Source organism: Flavobacterium sp. (genome assembly GCF_004295795.1).
Taxonomy (GTDB): domain Bacteria; phylum Bacteroidota; class Bacteroidia; order Flavobacteriales; family Flavobacteriaceae; genus Flavobacterium.
On the sequence record NZ_SEBR01000017.1, the window covers coordinates 63327 to 80757 of the forward strand.

The window sequence follows — 17431 nt, forward strand, 5'->3', positions numbered from 1 at the left end:
TCATGCAACTTACCGAACTCAACGCCATTTCCCCGATCGACGGTCGTTACCGCAACAAAACCAACTCGCTTTCGCCCTATTTTTCAGAGGAAGCTTTGATCCGCTATCGTGTTTTGGTCGAAATCGAGTATTTCATTGCGCTCTGCGAGATTCCTTTGCCGCAGTTGGCGCGCGTTGACAAGAATCTTTTTGGGAAATTGCGCGACATCTACAAGAATTTCACTTCGGACGACGCCATATCGATCAAGGAAATCGAGAAGACGACCAACCACGACGTGAAAGCCGTCGAATACTTTATCAAAAAGGCTTTTGACGATTTGGGACTGTCTGATTTCAAGGAATTTATCCACTTCGGACTAACTTCACAAGACATCAACAACACCGCGATTCCGCTTTCTACGAAGGAAGCTTTTACGGACGTTTACCTCAAATTATTGATAAAACTGATTGCGCTTCTCAAGGATTTGTCGGTGGAATGGAAAGACATCCCGATGTTGGCCAGAACGCACGGACAACCCGCATCTCCAACGAGATTGGGCAAGGAAATCCACGTTTTCGTCGAGCGTCTTGAAGAACAACTGCGCTTGTTGTTCAACGTTCCGTTTGCGGCCAAATTTGGCGGAGCGACCGGGAATTTCAATGCGCACCACGTGGCTTATCCGCAAATTTCGTGGCAAAAGTTCGGTCAGGATTTCGTCGAGGAAAAACTAGGGCTCAAACATTCTTTCCCAACGACACAAATCGAGCACTACGACCATTTCGCGGCATTCTTCGACGCTTTGAAACGCATCAACACCATCGTTTTGGATCTCGATCGCGACATCTGGACGTATGTTTCCATGGATTATTTCAAGCAGAAAATCAAGGAAGGCGAAGTTGGATCATCAGCTATGCCACACAAAGTCAATCCTATAGATTTCGAGAATTCCGAAGGAAATTTGGGCATCGCGAATGCCATTTTCGAACATCTTTCAGCCAAACTTCCGGTCTCGAGATTGCAGCGCGATTTGACCGACAGCACGGTTTTGAGAAACATCGGAGTGCCTTTCGGACACACTTTGATCGCTTTCGAGGCGACTTTGAAAGGTTTGGACAAACTGCTGTTGAACGCCGACAAATTTGCCGAAGATCTCGAAAAAAACTGGGCGGTCGTGGCCGAAGCCATACAAACGATCTTGCGACGCGAAGCTTACCCGAATCCTTACGAAGCCTTGAAAGGCTTGACGCGTACCAATTCGGTCATCGACAAAAAAGCCATTCACGAATTCATAGAGACGCTTGAAGTATCGGACGAAATCAAGGCGGAACTTTTGAAAATCACACCTTCGAATTATATCGGGATTTGAATTATTGATCGTCGGACTTGCAAAATGCGGATATTGGATTCCGATGATTGACAATCCGACGATCGAACTTCCAAAATTTTCCCCGCGAAAGTGAAATTTCTGTTAAACCTCAAACTTCCAAACGCGCGCAAACACCCGATTTCGGGCTAAAATCCTTATATTACGGCCAAACTAATCTATCCGCCAAATATGAGTGCCGCAGCCGAATCCACGCAACACATTTATCCACTTATCAGCGACCTCGGACTGATTCTGATGACAGCCGCCGTCGCGATTTTATTGTTCCGAAGCATCAAACAACCCGTCGTTCTGGGTTATCTCATCGCCGGATTTCTCGCCGGGAACCATTTCTCTTTTTTCCCGTCGGTGACCGATACGCACAGCGTCGAGATCTGGGCCGAGATCGGGATCATTTTCCTGTTGTTCAGTCTCGGACTCGAATTCAGTTTCAAAAAACTCATGAAAGTCGGCGGAACGGCCTCGATTACGGGCTTGACGCAAATCATATTGATGATTGCCATCGGTTATGGAGCCGGACGCCTTATGGGCTGGAAAGTCATGGACGCCATATTTTTGGGTGTAATGATTTCGGTTTCCTCGACCACGATCATTCTCAAGACTTTCGAGGAATTGAACGTGAAAGCGCAGAAATTCGCGGGAATCGTGATCGGATCTTTGATCGTGCAGGATTTGGTGGCCATCGTGATGATGGTCTTGCTTTCGACGGTGGCCGTGAGCAGCCAATTTTCGGGTGAAGACCTTATTATGTCTGTGCTGAAACTCGTTTTTTTCCTGACGCTTTGGTTCGTGGGCGGGATTTTCTTTATCCCGACCTTACTCAAGCGCGCCAAGAATATCCTAACCGACGAAATGTTGCTGATCATATCGATCGCGTTGTGTCTGGTAATGGTCATGCTCGCGGCAAACGTAGGATTTTCTCCGGCTTTGGGCGCGTTCATCATGGGATCGATCATAGCCGAAACGACACAGGCCGAACACATCGAACACTTGGTAAAACCCGTGAAAGATTTGTTTGCGGCCGTATTTTTCGTATCGGTTGGAATGTTGATCGATCCGAATGCTTTGGTGACTTATGCTTGGCCGGTCGCAATCCTGACCTTGATTGTGATTCTTTTCCAGCCGATATCGTCCACGATTGGAGCGCTTCTCGCCGGACAACCGCTGAAGCAATCGGTGCAAACCGGAATGAGTCTGTCGCAAATTGGGGAATTCTCGTTTATTATCGCCACTTTGGGCGCCTCCTTGAACGTCACTTCGAATTTCTTGTATCCGATAGTCGTCGCGGTTTCGGCCGTTACCACTTTTACAACGCCTTTCATGGTCAAACTCTCGACGCCGATGTCTGCATTCCTTGCCCGAAAACTTCCGAGGAAATGGCTCAAGCGCATCGAACGCTATTCGGCGAACGCCCAATCCATCAAAGCCGTCAGCAACTGGCAGGTCGTGATCCGCTCTTATTTGGTGCAAGTCGCGATACATTCCATAATAATCATAGGCGGAATCTTGCTTGCGGCCAATTACCTGCTACCGCTTTGCAACAATTTCAGGTACGGAAACGCGCTTGCAGCTTTCATCACTTTGGTCGTTCTGGCACCGTTTTTCTGGGCTTTGTCGCTCAGGCGCGTGGCCGTGGAAGAAATGCAGCAACTCATGGAAGAGCGAAAATACCGCGGCCCGATCGTGATGATGATCTTGTTCCGATTCGTGCTCGCCTTATTTTATATTGGATTTTTGCTTGACAATTTCTTCTCGCCTCAGGTCGCCTTCATCGTTTTCTGTTTCTCGGTTGTCGTTTACGTTTTGTTCAGAAGATGGATGAACCGACAATACCATAGGATCGAGACGCGTTTCCTCAAGAATCTCAACGCTCGCGAGATCATCCGCAACAAGCGCCAAAGGTCTGATTTGACACCTTGGGAAGGTCATATGACGATTTTTGACATCGCCAAAGAATCGAATATCGCAGGAATGACACTCGAACAATTGCAATTGCGCGAACAAATGGGCGTCAATATCGCTTTCATCAGACGAGGTGAAATCACGATCAACATTCCGTCGCGAAACGAAAGACTTTTTCCGGGAGACGAGATTTGTGTCATCGGAACGGACAAACAGGTTTCTGATTTCCAGATCTACCTCGACAACCACGAGATCGATCCGCCAGAAATCGGCACGCAGACGGAAATCGTGTTGCAGCAACTCGAGCTTCACAACCAGGATTACATCGGCAAAAGCATCCGTCAGTCGCAACTTCGGGAACGCACGAAAGGTTTGGTCGTGGGAATTGAACGCAAAGGAAATCGCATCCTGAATCCTGATTCGCATCTGATCCTGGAAAAAGACGACATTCTTTGGATCGTGGGCGACAAGAAACTGCTCGCTACTTTATTGCTTGAACATTCGGAAGATGCTTTGAGGATGTAGTTTATTTTGTAATGGCAGAAGCAGTTGCAGTGGCAGAAGCAGTTGCAGTGGCAGGAGCAGTTGCAGAAGCAGAAGTTGAGGCAGAAGCAGCTACGAATATTTTAATTCCGCGAGCCGAGCAACTTGAGCAGACTGAAGGCAATTCGTAAAAAAATAGCCGACTTAAATCCATCGAAAAAATTGAGCCGAAAAAACAATCAGATGAAAAAACTACTCTTCACAATTTTCGCAGTATCGCTTTTAACCTCGTGTCAAAGCAAGACCGAATCGCCGCAAAACGTCGATTCCTGCCAAGTCGCCACAGATTTCCTGAAACACTACGCTGGCAACTATGAATCCATTTCGGCGGTCGACCCGTTTGTCTATGAACCGACTTATGGAGTGGATTTCCGAAAGTTCGAAATGTTGTCCGAACGGCTCAAATTGAATGTGTTTTTCACTGAAGATTTCCAGAAGCGCTTCCGGGAAAAATATTCAAAAATTGAAAATGAGCTCAAGAAAAATCCGCAAGACGACGGCCCGATCGAAGGCTTTGAAGCAGATGAATTCCTGTTCACGCAGGATTACGACGAAATTCTGGGTTGGATAAAAAGCGGAAAGTACAAATGTTCGGCTTCTGAAAATACTGCTGTCGTTTCTTTCTATCCGGAATATGCGCTGGAGTTTCAGCTAAAAGACGGTAAAATAGACGCTATGTCGATGAAATCGAACTAATTGCAAGCAGGCCGAATCTGAAAACGACGAATTCGAGAACATAATTCCTGCCAATAACCACGCCGCGTAACAAAACAAAAAACGCGATAGTTTCCCACCGCGTTCAAAAGTATCGTATCTGCAACTGCTTCTATTCTGCAACTGCTTCTATTCTGCAACTGCCTCTATTTCCGCAACTGCAACTGCTTCTGCAACCAAAATTACCTCGAATAATTAGGCGCTTCCTTGGTAATGGTAACGTTATGAGGATGACTTTCCGTGATGCCGCTCGAAGTGATTCTCACGAAACGTCCGGTTTCCTGCAAAGTCGGGATGTCTTTTGACCCGCAGTAACCCATTCCGGCACGAAGTCCACCGATGAATTGTTGCATGCTTTCGTTGAGTTCGCCTTTATAAGGAACGCGCCCGACGATTCCCTCCGGAACCAATTTCTTGATATCGTCTTCCACATCTTGGAAATAGCGGTCTTTCGAGCCTTCTTTCATGGCCTCAACCGATCCCATTCCGCGGTACGACTTGAACTTTCTGCCTTCGAAGATGATTGTTTCGCCCGGAGATTCTTTGGTTCCGGCCAATAGCGATCCCATCATGACAGAATCTGCTCCGGCAGCGATCGCTTTCGGAATGTCGCCCGTGTAACGGATTCCACCGTCGGCGATTACCGGAATCCCCGTTCCTTTCAAAGCCGCGGCCACCTCGAGAACGGCTGAGAATTGCGGAAATCCTACGCCGGCAACGACGCGTGTCGTACAGATCGAACCCGGCCCGATTCCGACTTTCACGCCATCGGCACCGTTTTCGGCAAGGTAAAGTGCGGCTTCAGGAGTCGCGATATTCCCGACGATCACGTCGACTTGGGTGAACTTTTCCTTGACAAGTTTGAGGATTTCGACCACGCCTTTCGTGTGTCCGTGAGCCGTGTCAATTATGATGGCGTCCACTCCGGCGTTCACCAAAGCTTCGGCTCTTTGTACTGCATCGCCCGTAACTCCAATCGCGGCGGCCACTCTAAGGCGTCCGAGAGAATCTTTGTTGGCGATGGGTTTCTGTGTCAATTTGGTGATGTCGCGGAAAGTGATCAATCCGACCAGAGTATTTTCGGCATCGACCACCGGAAGTTTCTCGATCTTATGGCCTTGCAGAATGACCTCGGCTTCCTGCAATGACGTTCCTTCGGCCACCGTTACAAGCGGCATTTCGGTCATCACCTCGAGAATCGCCCGCTGTTGGTTTTTCTCGAAACGCAAATCGCGGTTGGTCACGATGCCTTTGAGTTTCTTGTTCTCGTCGACGATCGGAATGCCTCCGATACCAAATTCGCGCATGGCAGCTTTCGCATCGGCAACCGTCGAACTCAACGGCAAAGTCACCGGATCGATGATCATTCCGGATTCGGCACGCTTGACTTTACGGACTTTCGCAGCTTGTTGCTCGATCGTCATGTTCTTGTGAAGCACGCCGATTCCGCCTTCCTGAGCCATCGCGATCGCCATGGCACTTTCGGTAACGGTATCCATCGCGGCTGAAACGATCGGTACGTTCAACGTGATGTTTTTCGAGAATTTGGATTGGATATTGACTTCGCGCGGAAGTACTTGGGAATAATTCGGAACCAGGAGAACATCATCGTAAGTAAGGCCTTCACCGATGATTTTGGAAGTGTGTGCGTTCATGTTGCAATCAACGTTAGTAGTTAAAAACGGTTTAACTGTTGGAGTTAAATTGCGTGCAAATATACGTTTTTTAACGATACGAAATACACTGTGTTTCCACGACAAAATTTAATTTGTGCAATCGTGGCCAAAACAGATAGGTTGTTTCTTTTGCGGACGAATCCGAATCGACATTTTTGATCGCGAACACACGAATCGGTGCTTCAATATGGGCGTAAAGTAAAACGCGGATAATCGATTGAGAAACTTTCGTTAAAGCCGACTGCTGAAAATAGGTTTCCGATTTAACTTTATCGAACCAAACCAACACTATGTTTTACGCCATCATTTGCCTGATTTTACTTTTCGGATTGGCCGTTTATGCGTTCATGCAACGACCGGAATTCGGGAAAACTGCGAAAGGCGAGCAACTCGACGCTTACAAAAAATCGCCAAATTACCTCGGCGGACAATTCCAGAACATTTCCAAAACGCCCAATTTGGCCGAAGACGCAAGTGTTTCCAAGATGTTGTACAAGTTTTTTATCGCCAAACATCCTGACAGGAAACCACGATTTGCGCTTCCATCCGAAAAAACCGATCTCAAAAACCTGCGTCCCGAGGAAAACATTCTCGTGTGGTTTGGACATTCCTCCTATTTTCTTCAGATAGACAGAATGAAATTTCTCGTCGATCCGGTTTTTAGTGGCGCGGCCTCGCCTGTTCCCGCGACGACGCGAGCGTTTTTGGGAAGCGATGTCTACACACCGGACGATTTTCCGGAAATCGACTTTTTGTTGCTCTCGCACGATCATTGGGACCATCTCGACTACAAGACGGTTACCGCCTTACGCAAGAAAATCAAGAACGTCATTACGGGTTTGGGAACTGGAATCCATCTCAAAAATTGGGGATTTGACGCTTCGGTCGTTTCTGAACTCGATTGGTGGGAACATCAATATTTGCCCAACGGTTTCAAGATTTACGCCACGCCGGCACGTCATTTCGCGGGGCGCGGCTTCAAGCGGAACAAAGCATTTTGGGTTTCATTCGTGTTGGAAACGCCTTCGAGACGCTTGTTTTTGGGAGGCGATTCCGGTTATGATTCGCATTTCAGGGAAATCGGAGACAAATTCGGGCCTTTCGATCTGGCCATTCTCGAATGCGGACAATACAACAGCGATTGGCGTTACATCCACATGATTCCGGGCCAATGGAAAATGGCGGCCGAAGACCTGAAAGCCAAAGCCGTGCTTCCTGTGCATTGGGCGAAATTCTCTTTGGCTTTGCACGCCTGGAACGAACCGATCGAAAAGATTTCGGAGGAATTTTCAGATAGCGACATCAATTTGTGGACGCCGATGATTGGTGAAAAGGTCGATTTCGACAATTTGCTGCCTTTCCCGAAATGGTGGAAGCTCTGAACGAGCTTTTGGGTCGGGTCACAGACCCGCGCACGCGCGTTGCGAAGTCGCAGACTTCGCAAGCAAGAAAAAAAGCGAAGCGTAGCAAGCAAAAACCCAACTAACCCGAACAAACCGCGCCGTTTCCTGACTTGCATACCGAAGCCCAACCGTTGGAATCTAGTGCGATGCCGATGGTTTCAGGTTTATGGCTCGAGACCAGGCTCAGAAACTTGCTTATAAGGACACTTTCTTTCTCGTTCCTTTGATGTTGTTTTGGAGTTCGCCTAGCCCGGATGGAAGCGGTTAGCCTTTTGCGCAAACTACCTTTTTTTGCCGTTTTGCCGAAGCGACCAGCGGAAGCTCTTGGCAAAGCGTGCAAAAATGGTAGTTTGAAGAAAGCTAAAAGTGTACAGCCGGATTATGCTCCTAATGAAATTCCCCAAAAAGCTTGCTCGCTTCGTTATAAGCGCTCTCGAAACTCATTGGGCTGGCGTTCGTGTCGGCTTTTTGTTGGGTAAAATACGACAGCAGTTTTTCGGTTGGCATGTTGCCCGTGAGTTCGTCCTTGGCCATCGGACAGCCGCCGAAACCCTGGATTGCTCCGTCGAAACGCGTGCAGCCGGCCTGGAACGCAGCCTCGGTTTTCTCGAACCACTTGTCTGGCGTGGTGTGCAGATGCGCCCCGAACTCGATGTTGGGATATTTTGGGATCAGATTCGAGAAAAGATATGTAATGACTTCCGGCGTCGAACTTCCGATCGTGTCAGAAAGCGACAGGATTTTCACGCCCATGGCCGACAGTTTCTCGGTCCACTCGCCCACTATTTCCACATTCCACGGATCGCCGTAAGGATTTCCGAAACCCATCGACAGGTAAGCCACGACTTCTTTGTCGGTTTTGGCCGCAATCTCCAGGATTTCCTGCAACGTCACGATCGATTCGGCTATGGTTTTGTGCGTGTTCCGCATCTGGAAATTCTCTGAAATCGAGAACGGATAGCCCAAATATTTGATTTCCTTGTGCGAGGATGCGGTTTGCGCGCCTTGTGTATTTGCGACGATCGCCAGTAATTTACTTGTCGTTTTGGAAAGGTCGAGATTCGCCAAAACCTCGGCCGTGTCCTGCATTTGCGGAATGGCTTTGGGCGAGACGAAACTCCCGAAGTCGAGCGTATCAAAACCAACTCTGAGCAGCGATTGGATGTATGTGATCTTGCGCTGCGTCGGGATAAAGGTTTTGATGCCTTGCATGGCGTCGCGCGGACATTCGATGATCTTTACCGTTTTCATAGGATGCCAAAGATAACAAGATTCACGAAAACGTTTTCAGTGATTTTGGCGAATGTCATCGGAAATATAAAAATTACAATATTCGGTAATAACAAACAATATTACTTTATTTGGTTATAACTTATATTATTCCATAATTTGGTTATATTTGAGTAAATGTCTATATTTGGGTATGCCAGCCATTATCACAGCCGATATCGTCAACTCCAGAAAAGATCTTTCAAGCCAGTGGCTACCTGCACTCAAGTCCTTTTTGCGGACTTTGGGAGACGAGCCGGCAACCTGGGAAATCTACCGCGGGGACGCTTTTCAGATCGAGATTCCGAAACCCGAAAATGCGTTGAAAGTAGCCATTTTGATAAAAGCCTTGCTTGGACAGCGCAAACTGGACGCGCGAATGAGCATAGGAATTGGTGAAAAAACCGTGGTTGCCAAAAAATTGTCCGAAAGCAATGGAAGTGCGTTCGTGAGATCGGGCGAATTGTTTGAGACGCTGAAACCGCAAAAGCTGACTTTGGCCGTGAGAACGGACGATTCCGATAGTGACCAAACGCTCAATTTGATGTTCCGACTGATTTCTGCCTTGATGGCGAACTGGTTGCCGCAATCGGCCGAATTCGTCTACGAAGCCTTGCAAAACCCAGAACTTTCGCAGGAAGAAATGGGAAAAAAACTGGGAATCACGCAAGCCGCGGTAAGCCGACGACAAAAACGCGCGCACTTCGACCTGATACTGGAAACCGAAGCCTTTTACCGAAAAACCGTCCCCAACCTATGATAATCTTCGTAAAACTGATACTGGCGCACCTTTTGGGCGATTTTTTGCTGCAACCGACGAGTTGGGTTTTGCACAAACAGCAACACAAACACGCGAGCATTTATCTGTATCTGCACTCGCTGCTTCACGGGATTTTGGCGGTTTTGCTTATTGGATGGAACTTTTTGGTTCCCGCGATCGTGCTGTCACTCGCCCACGGATTCATAGACTATCTCAAACTGGCTTTCCAGCGGCCTGAAACCCAAAGACGCTGGTTCATCGCCGACCAATTGCTACATGTACTTGTGATAGTTGCCATTTGTACGTATCTCGAAGACGGCAGTTTGTATTTTTCGGCACCGACCGACCAATTCTGGATTGTGTTTACCGGCGCGGTCTTGCTGACAAAACCGGCGTCGATCGCGATCAAGAACGTGATTTCGGCTTGGACGCCAGACACTTCGCCCGACGACCAATCGCTGCAAAACGCCGGAAATTACATAGGCATGCTCGAAAGACTGTTCGTTTTCGCCTTCCTGCTTACCGGACATTTCGACGCCATCGGATTGCTTTTGGGAGCAAAATCGATCTTCCGTTTTGGCGACCTTACGGGAAATAAAGACCGAAAACTTACCGAATATGTGCTTATCGGGACACTTTTGAGTTTCGGCATCGCGATGATTACCGCCGCGATCGCCCAACGTATGCTGACGCAATCGGTTCTTGAGAATTTCTTGTAAGCTTTCGCTTTTTACTTCGGAATTCATTTGAAATCCTGAATGTCCAAGTAAAAAATCGAACTGAAACCCTGATAAGACTATTTTCTGGATAGAAGCGCTTTGTTAATGTCTTTTACCAACCTCGGACCTTCGTAGATAAATCCCGTATACAATTGCACGAGACTTGCGCCGGCCTCCAATTTTTCAAGCGCATCGTCAACCGAATGGATTCCGCCGACGCCGACGATCGGGAACGCCTTATCGCTTTTTTCAGACAGGAATCGAATCACTTCGGTCGATCTTTTCGCGAGCGGTTTACCCGATAATCCGCCCATTTCGGACTGGTTTTCCGACTTCAGGCCTTCTCTTGAAATTGTGGTATTTGTCGCGATTACGCCAGCGATTTTTGTGTCGCGGACGATGTCGATTATGTCGAGAAGTTGTTCGTTCGTAAGATCAGGAGCTATTTTCAGCAAGATCGGTTTTGGATTGGCTTTTGCCGAATTACGCTGCTGTAGGGAATTGAGCAAGGCCGTAAGCGGTTCTTTGTCCTGAAGTTCGCGCAGATTTGGTGTATTGGGCGAACTTACGTTGACCACGAAATAGTCGACGTGATCGAAAAGTGCCTCAAAGCAAATCTCGTAATCGCGGACGGCTTCGTCGTTAGGTGTGTTCTTGTTTTTTCCGATGTTCCCGCCGATCAGCACGCCTTTGTTTTTCTTGAGACGTTGCACGGCTTGTTCGACGCCGCCGTTGTTGAACCCCATCCGGTTGATGATGGCCGAATCTTGAAGCAGTCGGAAAAGGCGTTTTTTGGGATTTCCGTCCTGTGGTTTTGGCGTCAGCGTCCCGATTTCTATGAAGCCGAAACCGAAATTCGAGAGTTCGTTGTACAGTTTGGCGTCTTTGTCGAATCCGGCGGCCAATCCTACCGGATTCTTGAATTTGAGTCCGAAGACTTCGCGTTCGAGCCGTTTGTCCTCAACGTTGTAAAACAATCTGAAAAGTGCCGGAAAACCTGGGATTTTCGAGAATTTACGAACCATCGAGAACGTAAAATGATGGGCTTCTTCGGCATCGAGTTTGAAAAGCAGCGGACGCAAAAGTTGTTTGTACATGGTGTGTTGTTTGGGCAAAAATACTATTTATCCGAAGGTTTTTTGGTAAAAAATTTCGCATATACGGCCAAACTGGGTTTTTACCCGAACTAGCCCGGATGGCAGCGGCTAGCCTTTTGCGCAAAACGCCTCTTTTTGCCGATTTGCCGAAGCGACCGGAGGAAGCTCTTGGCAAATCCTGCAAAAATGGCGTTTTGAAAAAAGCTAATAGTGGACAGCCGGATTTGGCTTCTAAAAATAATTCACTACTTTTAACCCTATAAACGCCAAATAGTTAGAATATGCAACCGCTTCCCATTGTCACTCTGGACAAGGTTCGCCACCGCGATGCCGACGTCATTTCCATCAAATTTACCGGCTATAATACGCTGCTCTATGAGAAACTGCGCTTCGAGATTGGCGCGCGATGGAGTTCTTCGAATAGATTCTGGTATGTACCGTTTTCCCTTGAAAATTCTGCGCATTTAATGACCCTTTTAAGTCAAGTTGCAAACGTGGATAGGTCTCGCCTGGAGAAAAAGGAGCAAAAAATGCGATACAATTTATATGCAGTAGCGCTATCGGTCGAAGAATATGAGGATTTACTGCGCTTCAGAAAATGGCTGCAGACGCATCGTTACTCCGACTCAACAGTCAATACGTATTGTAAAATGTGCGAATTTTTTCTCAAATACTTACGAAAAAGGAATATAACCGCAATAACGGCCAGAACGATCGAACAGTTCAATTATGAATTTATCGTCTCTCCGCAAAAGTCTATCTCCTATCAGAACCAAGCGATCAATGCCATCAAACAGTATCTGATTTTCAAGCAGATCGCTTTGGATTTTCAGAATATTGAGCGTCCGAGAAAAGAGAAAAAACTTCCCACTGTTTTGAGCATGGAAGAAATTAGAAGGCTGATGGAAAGCACTGTAAGCTTAAAACACAAAGCGTTGTTGAGTCTGATATATTCCGGAGGTTTCAGGATAAGCGAAGTTTTAAACCTCAAACTTGCCGATATAGATAGTGATCGTATGCTCATCCACGTCCGGAACGCGAAAGGGCGAAAGGATCGATATACGCTTCTTTCAACAAAAGCCTTGTTGCTGTTACGGGAATATTTTGTCGTCTACCAACCAAAAATTTTCTTGTTTGAAGGCAATGGCGGCGGCCAATATTCGTCAAGAGCCGCTCAATCTGTGCTTCAGGCCTCCGCGACCCGAGCCGGGATTACCAAGTCGATATCGCTTCATACGCTTCGGCACAGTTTTGCAACCCATTTGCTCGAGCACGGAACCGACATTCGTTATATCCAAGACCTGCTTGGCCATAGCAGCCCAAAAACTACCATGATTTACACACATGTATCTGATTCTTCTGTGCAAAACATCAGAAATCCTTTGGACATGATATGATATTTCGTTAAAATTGCGGTTGAGTATAACTGGTTAAAACTTCGCTTATCTTTCCTTTTGGGTGGGTTTTGGGTTGGGTTTTGGCTGGGATATATGAGTTATGTGCAAGCTATCGAACGCCGTACACGATTCGGATTATATTCATATTCCGACCACCGCACGGATTTGAAAACCGCCCGATTGTTGACGTATCGGGTATAGGCTTTCTGGTATTTATCATCTTTGTTGTACGGCATCACAAAAGGCATCGCGCCCAAATTGCGCAACATTTCGACACGATGTTGATCCTGATCAGGCGTCGTGTCAAATCCAATCAATACAAAAAACTGCATGTGCTTTGTTGGGATTCCTGCGTTGTTGCAAATCTCGATTCCTTTCATGACAATACTTTCGTCTTTAAATTTATCCCAGGCGAACGTGAGATATTTTTGATTGAATTTGCTATTTTGATAATTGCATTTTGCAAGCAACGAAGCCTGATCAGGCGTGATAATGCGAATATTCAAACCCTGAACAAAGCAAACTTTCAATTTCAATTCGATTATCCGGTTTAGATTTCCTTCCCAATTGTCGCCACCAAAAAAATCATTGTCCAAAAGCATCAATCGATTGCCGCCGTTCGGGTTTATAAGTATTTCATCGATGGAATTATAGACAAACGGGCGGCCTTCTTTTTTTGGAACGCAGCAAAATTTACAATTGAAGCGACAACCTTTCATCGAAAAACCAATATGATAGTTGCAATCAGGGAAAAGCGTGTACGATGGCGTTGCGTTTTCAATTTCCTCCGGTAACTTATTCATAAAGTCAATTCCAGTTCCGCCTATAACTGCATTTGGCGGTAGTTGAGGCATTTCGGTGAAAGAAAATATCTTGCTGAAATAGATTTTGTCATACTGATCAGCAAACAAATGACCATTGTACCACGAAACCGCATCGCCGATGCTTTCATGATAACCGCAAATTTTCATGATCGCAAGATTTGGATATTTCCCGTCCAGCGCACAAACTCCAATATTAGCCTGCACATAACCGCCGCTAACCGCAATGGCTGGTTCCTCGGTAATTGGAAAATCTGTTTTCATAAGTTCGTTTTGTTGTTTCGGAGAATACTATTTTCAAAAGTCGCCACTGCGTTTAGCGGTCACTCGTTATGGGCAAGACAAATCGACCTCACGAGAATTGAAAAACATTAACCAATTAAATATAAACATCATGAGCATAGAAAATTTTTTCAGCGATTTTGAAAAACAAGGTAAAGAATCAGAGGAAAGGAAAAAGCTAATTTTAGAAGCAAAAGAAAAAGAAGCAGCGAAAGAACAAGCGTTTTTAGATGATTACAAAAATTATTACGCACAAACTTTAAAGCCTGAACTGGAAAAAATTGGAGAGAAACTTTCTTCAAAATTTGAAGTTGAGATTGATGAGGAACCAACAATTGCGCAAGGGAGACATTACTATAGCAAAATTAAACTTGTACCAAAATTTGATAACTACGTTAAAAAAGTAAGTATTTCATTAACGGCCGAAAGCGGCAGGGAATTGATTACTATGTCTGGCGAATATGACAATGCAAAAGGACAGTCAAACAACGAAGGAATTTATGGATTTCAAGAAGATGTTCCGACTTTCAAACAACTAAATATTGAAGAGCAAATTTCAAAAATATTAGGTCAGGTATTTATAAAAAAATAGTGTCCTGCCCATAACCGCCGCTAACCGCCATTGCTGGATTTAAGGTAAATTGAAGTGCTTTTTCCAATGCCACAAAACTATGAATTTTTAAACTTTCCAAGTTATAAAAATTCAAAAGTTTTGTTACCTTTCCGTTCGCCGGAGAGTACCATCTCCGAAAGCCAGCAACGCTCGGTTAGCGGCCTAACGTTACCAGCAAGTTAATAAACATTCAGCTTGAAAGAAAACTTCCAAATATTAAAAGGATTGCCTCCATATGGAGAAATGTATATTTCATTTCCTCCAAAAGGCTATGCCGAATATTCTGAAGGATTAGTTGTTGAGTTTCTAAAAAATGACGAAAGCAAATGGGTTGGAAATTTTGAAACCGGATATTCAAATTTAAAATTTGCTGCTCAACTACATGATGATGAAATTTTAATAATCGCGAAGGGAGTTTGTTATATAATAGATTCGGAAAACCCTAAATCTTTTATTGAATTTGGTGTAGACTATAAACAAGTTTATCAACATAACACTTCAATTATAATTGTAGGAGAATATTCGATTGCAGTGGTAAAATCGAGAACTGAAATCATCTACTTTGATAACTTATGCTATGATGGAATCAGTGAAACAAAATTAGTAGATAATAACCTCAATGGCATTTTAAACTATTATAATTCAAATGGAGATAATGAGGAAATCGAATTTATTTTAGATTTAGATAATTTAGAGTTGCGAAGAATTGAAAAAAACACGAAATGGTGGGAAATTTGGAAGTAACCTGCTGGTAACCGCCGCTAACCGCCATTGCTGGGTTTTAGGTAAAATGAAGTGCTTTTTCCAATGCCATAAAACTAAGAATTTTTCTGCTTTATCAAGCTAGAAAAATTCATTAGTTTTATTACCTTTCCGTTCGGCAGAGAGTACAATCTCCGAAAACCAGCAACGCTCGGTTAGCGGCCTAACGTTAGACGATATTAAAAATGTAACTATGAACAGTAATCAAGGATTTTTTCTAATGATAGCGCTAATTATTTCAATATCCATGCATAGTCAGGATGAGAAATTTAAAAATTCTATGTCGTTGGAATATTATAGACCTATTGATTCCAATCTAGATGGGTTTAATTATGTTCATAATGGCATTATCAATGGAGATAATAATGTTTCCAATTTCACAACTCGAAAGTCAGAAATCGGTGTTGGTTTGGGATATGAGCGTGTTTTTCAACAAGATATTATCTTAAGAGTTCGTGCAGGCCAGGGAATATCAAGTTTATCCAAAACGAATAAAGCTTCTTCAGCGGAAGAGTCCCAAATGTATCCAATTCAAACATCAACATACCATTTAGATCAGAAGCAGATGAATTTATTTGTAGGAGTTGGAAAAAGAACTAAAGTTTTTTCCAGTTTAACGGTCGATCTGGGTATAGAAATAGCCTCTGCGAATTACATAAAAAGTTCTAGTAAGCTTATCGATAAGTCGGTTCTTGAAGATTCGCAAGGTCAAATTGTATACTTACACGAGGTAGTTAATGTAACCAATTTTGGAGATTCATTTCTTTTTGGAGTTGGCCCATTTACAAAAATAGAGTTAAGAGTTTTTCGAAGAATTTATGCATCTGCCGAATTTCAGATCTATTATTCAAAGGTTTTCTCCCACGAAAATAGCTATAATGTTCAGAAAACCATTGATAAATATATTGACTCTCCTGAGATAACAGAAGAAACCATAAGCAGAACTATTTCAAATGATATTCAACAGTGGAATTGGTCGAAGTTATCTCCACTAATTCGAATATCCTATAAATTTTAACATCGTCTAACAGCCGCTAAAAAAAAGCGCTGCTTTCGGGTGGTTGAACCATTAATTTTTTGTGTAACTTTCGGGTAGCCGAGAGTACTATTTCTTAAGGCCGCGCCTTCTTTTAGCGGCGAAACGTTATACGACAACTTATGAAGAATCTGCAGTATCACAAGGAAGAAATTGAAGATCTTGGATACACCGTTATTCCTGATTTCTTTGATCAATCCGAAATTGGCCACATTGTTCAAATTATTTCAAATATAAACCCCTCGGGCGAAAAGTTTAGAAAATCAAAAGACATATTTGCAATTCGGCAATTTCTGAGCGAGGTACCTCAAGTGCAGCCAATAGTGTTTAATCCGAGGCTAAATGAATTAATAATAGAATTATTCGACGATAAATACTTTGTGGTGAAGAGCATATATTTTGACAAGCCAGAAAGCTCAAACTGGTATGTTGGATATCATCAGGATTTGACAATTTCAGTTGATAAAAAACGTAAGCTCGATAATTTTACATCCTGGACTGTGAAGCAAGACCAATTTGCAGTCCAGCCGCCCATTGAGATTCTTGAAAATATATTTACAATTAGAATTCATTTGGACGATACTAATGAAGAAAATGGAGCGTTGAAAGTTATTGACAAGTCGCATAAAAAAGGCATTTATAGACCGGAAAACATAAATTGGAAAACTGAAATAGAAACTTTTTGCAATGTGAATTCCGGTGGAATCATGATTATGAAACCGTTGCTTTTACATGGATCCAATCGAACAGTAAATAACAGAAAACGAAGAGTTATACATATAGAGTTTTCCAATAGGGAACTCCCGCACGATCTTAAATGGTCGGAACGGAGAAATTAAGTCGTCGTATAACAGCCGCTAAAAAAAGCGCTGCTTTCTGGTAATCGAACCAATCCTTTTTTAAGTACATTTACGTTCAGCAGACACGACTATCTCTGATAGACGCGCCTTCTTTTAGCGGCGAAACGTTATGGTCCATGCCGATTTCGGAGTCGCCGGGAATTTTTCTACGTTAAGTTTTAGCAAATTATACAGCACGGCGTATTCTTGAAAAAAGTTTCCTATATTTTAACT

At 44.5% G+C, this 17431-nt stretch carries 17 protein-coding genes; 13 read left to right on the forward strand and 4 right to left on the reverse strand.

The genetic code is table 11. The features are described from left to right. Window positions 1–2: 2 nt before the first annotated feature. The 4 genes from purB (at window position 3) to EOO49_RS14135 (ending at window position 4505) form a co-directional block, all read left to right on the forward strand. The gene (purB, locus tag EOO49_RS14120; protein WP_290846786.1) at window positions 3–1346 is read left to right on the forward strand and encodes an adenylosuccinate lyase; all 1344 of its coding nucleotides are present in this window, start codon (window positions 3–5) and stop codon (window positions 1344–1346) included. A 189-nt stretch (window positions 1347–1535) separates the two neighbouring features. Beyond that, window positions 1536–3791, forward strand: a complete 2256-nt coding sequence (locus EOO49_RS14125) for a cation:proton antiporter (protein ID WP_290846788.1) — start codon at window positions 1536–1538, stop codon at window positions 3789–3791. 11 nt (window positions 3792–3802) lie between these two features. After that, window positions 3803–3940, forward strand: a complete 138-nt coding sequence (locus tag EOO49_RS14130; protein ID WP_290846790.1) for a hypothetical protein — start codon at window positions 3803–3805, stop codon at window positions 3938–3940. Window positions 3941–3992: 52 nt separating this feature from the next. Beyond that, window positions 3993–4505, forward strand: coding sequence for a hypothetical protein (locus tag EOO49_RS14135; protein ID WP_290846792.1), 513 nt, complete (start codon window positions 3993–3995; stop codon window positions 4503–4505). 200 nt (window positions 4506–4705) lie between these two features. On the opposite strand, the gene guaB is transcribed toward EOO49_RS14135, so the two are convergent. Next, window positions 4706–6178 (reverse strand): IMP dehydrogenase, encoded by a 1473-nt coding sequence (gene guaB / locus EOO49_RS14140; RefSeq protein WP_290846794.1) that lies wholly within the window; start codon window positions 6176–6178, stop codon window positions 4706–4708. A 311-nt stretch (window positions 6179–6489) separates the two neighbouring features. On the opposite strand from guaB, the gene EOO49_RS14145 reads away from it, so the two are divergent. After that, window positions 6490–7581: an MBL fold metallo-hydrolase gene (locus EOO49_RS14145; RefSeq protein WP_290846796.1), complete on the forward strand. Its 1092-nt coding sequence runs from the start codon at window positions 6490–6492 to the stop codon at window positions 7579–7581. A 408-nt stretch (window positions 7582–7989) separates the two neighbouring features. On the opposite strand, the gene EOO49_RS14150 is transcribed toward EOO49_RS14145, so the two are convergent. Further along, on the reverse strand, window positions 7990–8853 hold the full coding sequence (locus tag EOO49_RS14150) for a hydroxymethylglutaryl-CoA lyase (RefSeq protein WP_290846798.1): 864 nt from the start codon (window positions 8851–8853) through the stop codon (window positions 7990–7992). A gap of 172 nt (window positions 8854–9025) precedes the next feature. On the opposite strand from EOO49_RS14150, the gene EOO49_RS14155 reads away from it, so the two are divergent. Then, window positions 9026–9631, forward strand: a complete 606-nt coding sequence (locus EOO49_RS14155) for a hypothetical protein (RefSeq protein WP_290846800.1) — start codon at window positions 9026–9028, stop codon at window positions 9629–9631. Then, window positions 9628–10350, forward strand: coding sequence for a DUF3307 domain-containing protein (locus tag EOO49_RS14160; RefSeq protein ID WP_290846802.1), 723 nt, complete (start codon window positions 9628–9630; stop codon window positions 10348–10350). Before EOO49_RS14155 ends, EOO49_RS14160 begins: the two co-directional genes overlap by 4 nt. Window positions 10351–10427: 77 nt before the next feature. Here EOO49_RS14160 and EOO49_RS14165 read toward each other — a convergent pair whose 3' ends face one another. Then, complete coding sequence (locus EOO49_RS14165; RefSeq protein WP_290846804.1) at window positions 10428–11447, reverse strand: quinone-dependent dihydroorotate dehydrogenase; 1020 nt, start codon at window positions 11445–11447, stop codon at window positions 10428–10430. A gap of 98 nt (window positions 11448–11545) precedes the next feature. Here EOO49_RS14165 and EOO49_RS14170 point away from each other — a divergent pair, with 98 nt between their 5' ends. Beyond that, window positions 11546–11710 (forward strand): hypothetical protein, encoded by a 165-nt coding sequence (locus EOO49_RS14170; protein WP_290846806.1) that lies wholly within the window; start codon window positions 11546–11548, stop codon window positions 11708–11710. A gap of 18 nt (window positions 11711–11728) precedes the next feature. Next, window positions 11729–12844: a tyrosine-type recombinase/integrase gene (locus tag EOO49_RS14175; RefSeq protein ID WP_290846807.1), complete on the forward strand. Its 1116-nt coding sequence runs from the start codon at window positions 11729–11731 to the stop codon at window positions 12842–12844. Between the two features lie 98 nt (window positions 12845–12942). On the opposite strand, the gene EOO49_RS14180 is transcribed toward EOO49_RS14175, so the two are convergent. Further along, window positions 12943–13929 (reverse strand): hypothetical protein, encoded by a 987-nt coding sequence (locus EOO49_RS14180; RefSeq protein WP_290846809.1) that lies wholly within the window; start codon window positions 13927–13929, stop codon window positions 12943–12945. Window positions 13930–14059: 130 nt separating this feature from the next. Between EOO49_RS14180 and EOO49_RS14185 the strand changes: the two genes are divergently transcribed. From EOO49_RS14185 to EOO49_RS14200, 4 genes are all read left to right on the forward strand, one after another. Further along, complete coding sequence (locus tag EOO49_RS14185; protein WP_290846811.1) at window positions 14060–14539, forward strand: hypothetical protein; 480 nt, start codon at window positions 14060–14062, stop codon at window positions 14537–14539. A 216-nt stretch (window positions 14540–14755) separates the two neighbouring features. Further along, complete coding sequence (locus EOO49_RS14190; protein ID WP_290846813.1) at window positions 14756–15304, forward strand: hypothetical protein; 549 nt, start codon at window positions 14756–14758, stop codon at window positions 15302–15304. A gap of 211 nt (window positions 15305–15515) precedes the next feature. After that, entirely contained in the window at window positions 15516–16340 is an 825-nt protein-coding gene (locus EOO49_RS14195) for a hypothetical protein (protein ID WP_290846815.1), read from the forward strand. 140 nt (window positions 16341–16480) lie between these two features. Then, window positions 16481–17197 (forward strand): phytanoyl-CoA dioxygenase family protein, encoded by a 717-nt coding sequence (locus EOO49_RS14200; RefSeq protein ID WP_290846817.1) that lies wholly within the window; start codon window positions 16481–16483, stop codon window positions 17195–17197. Window positions 17198–17431 lie beyond the last annotated feature (234 nt).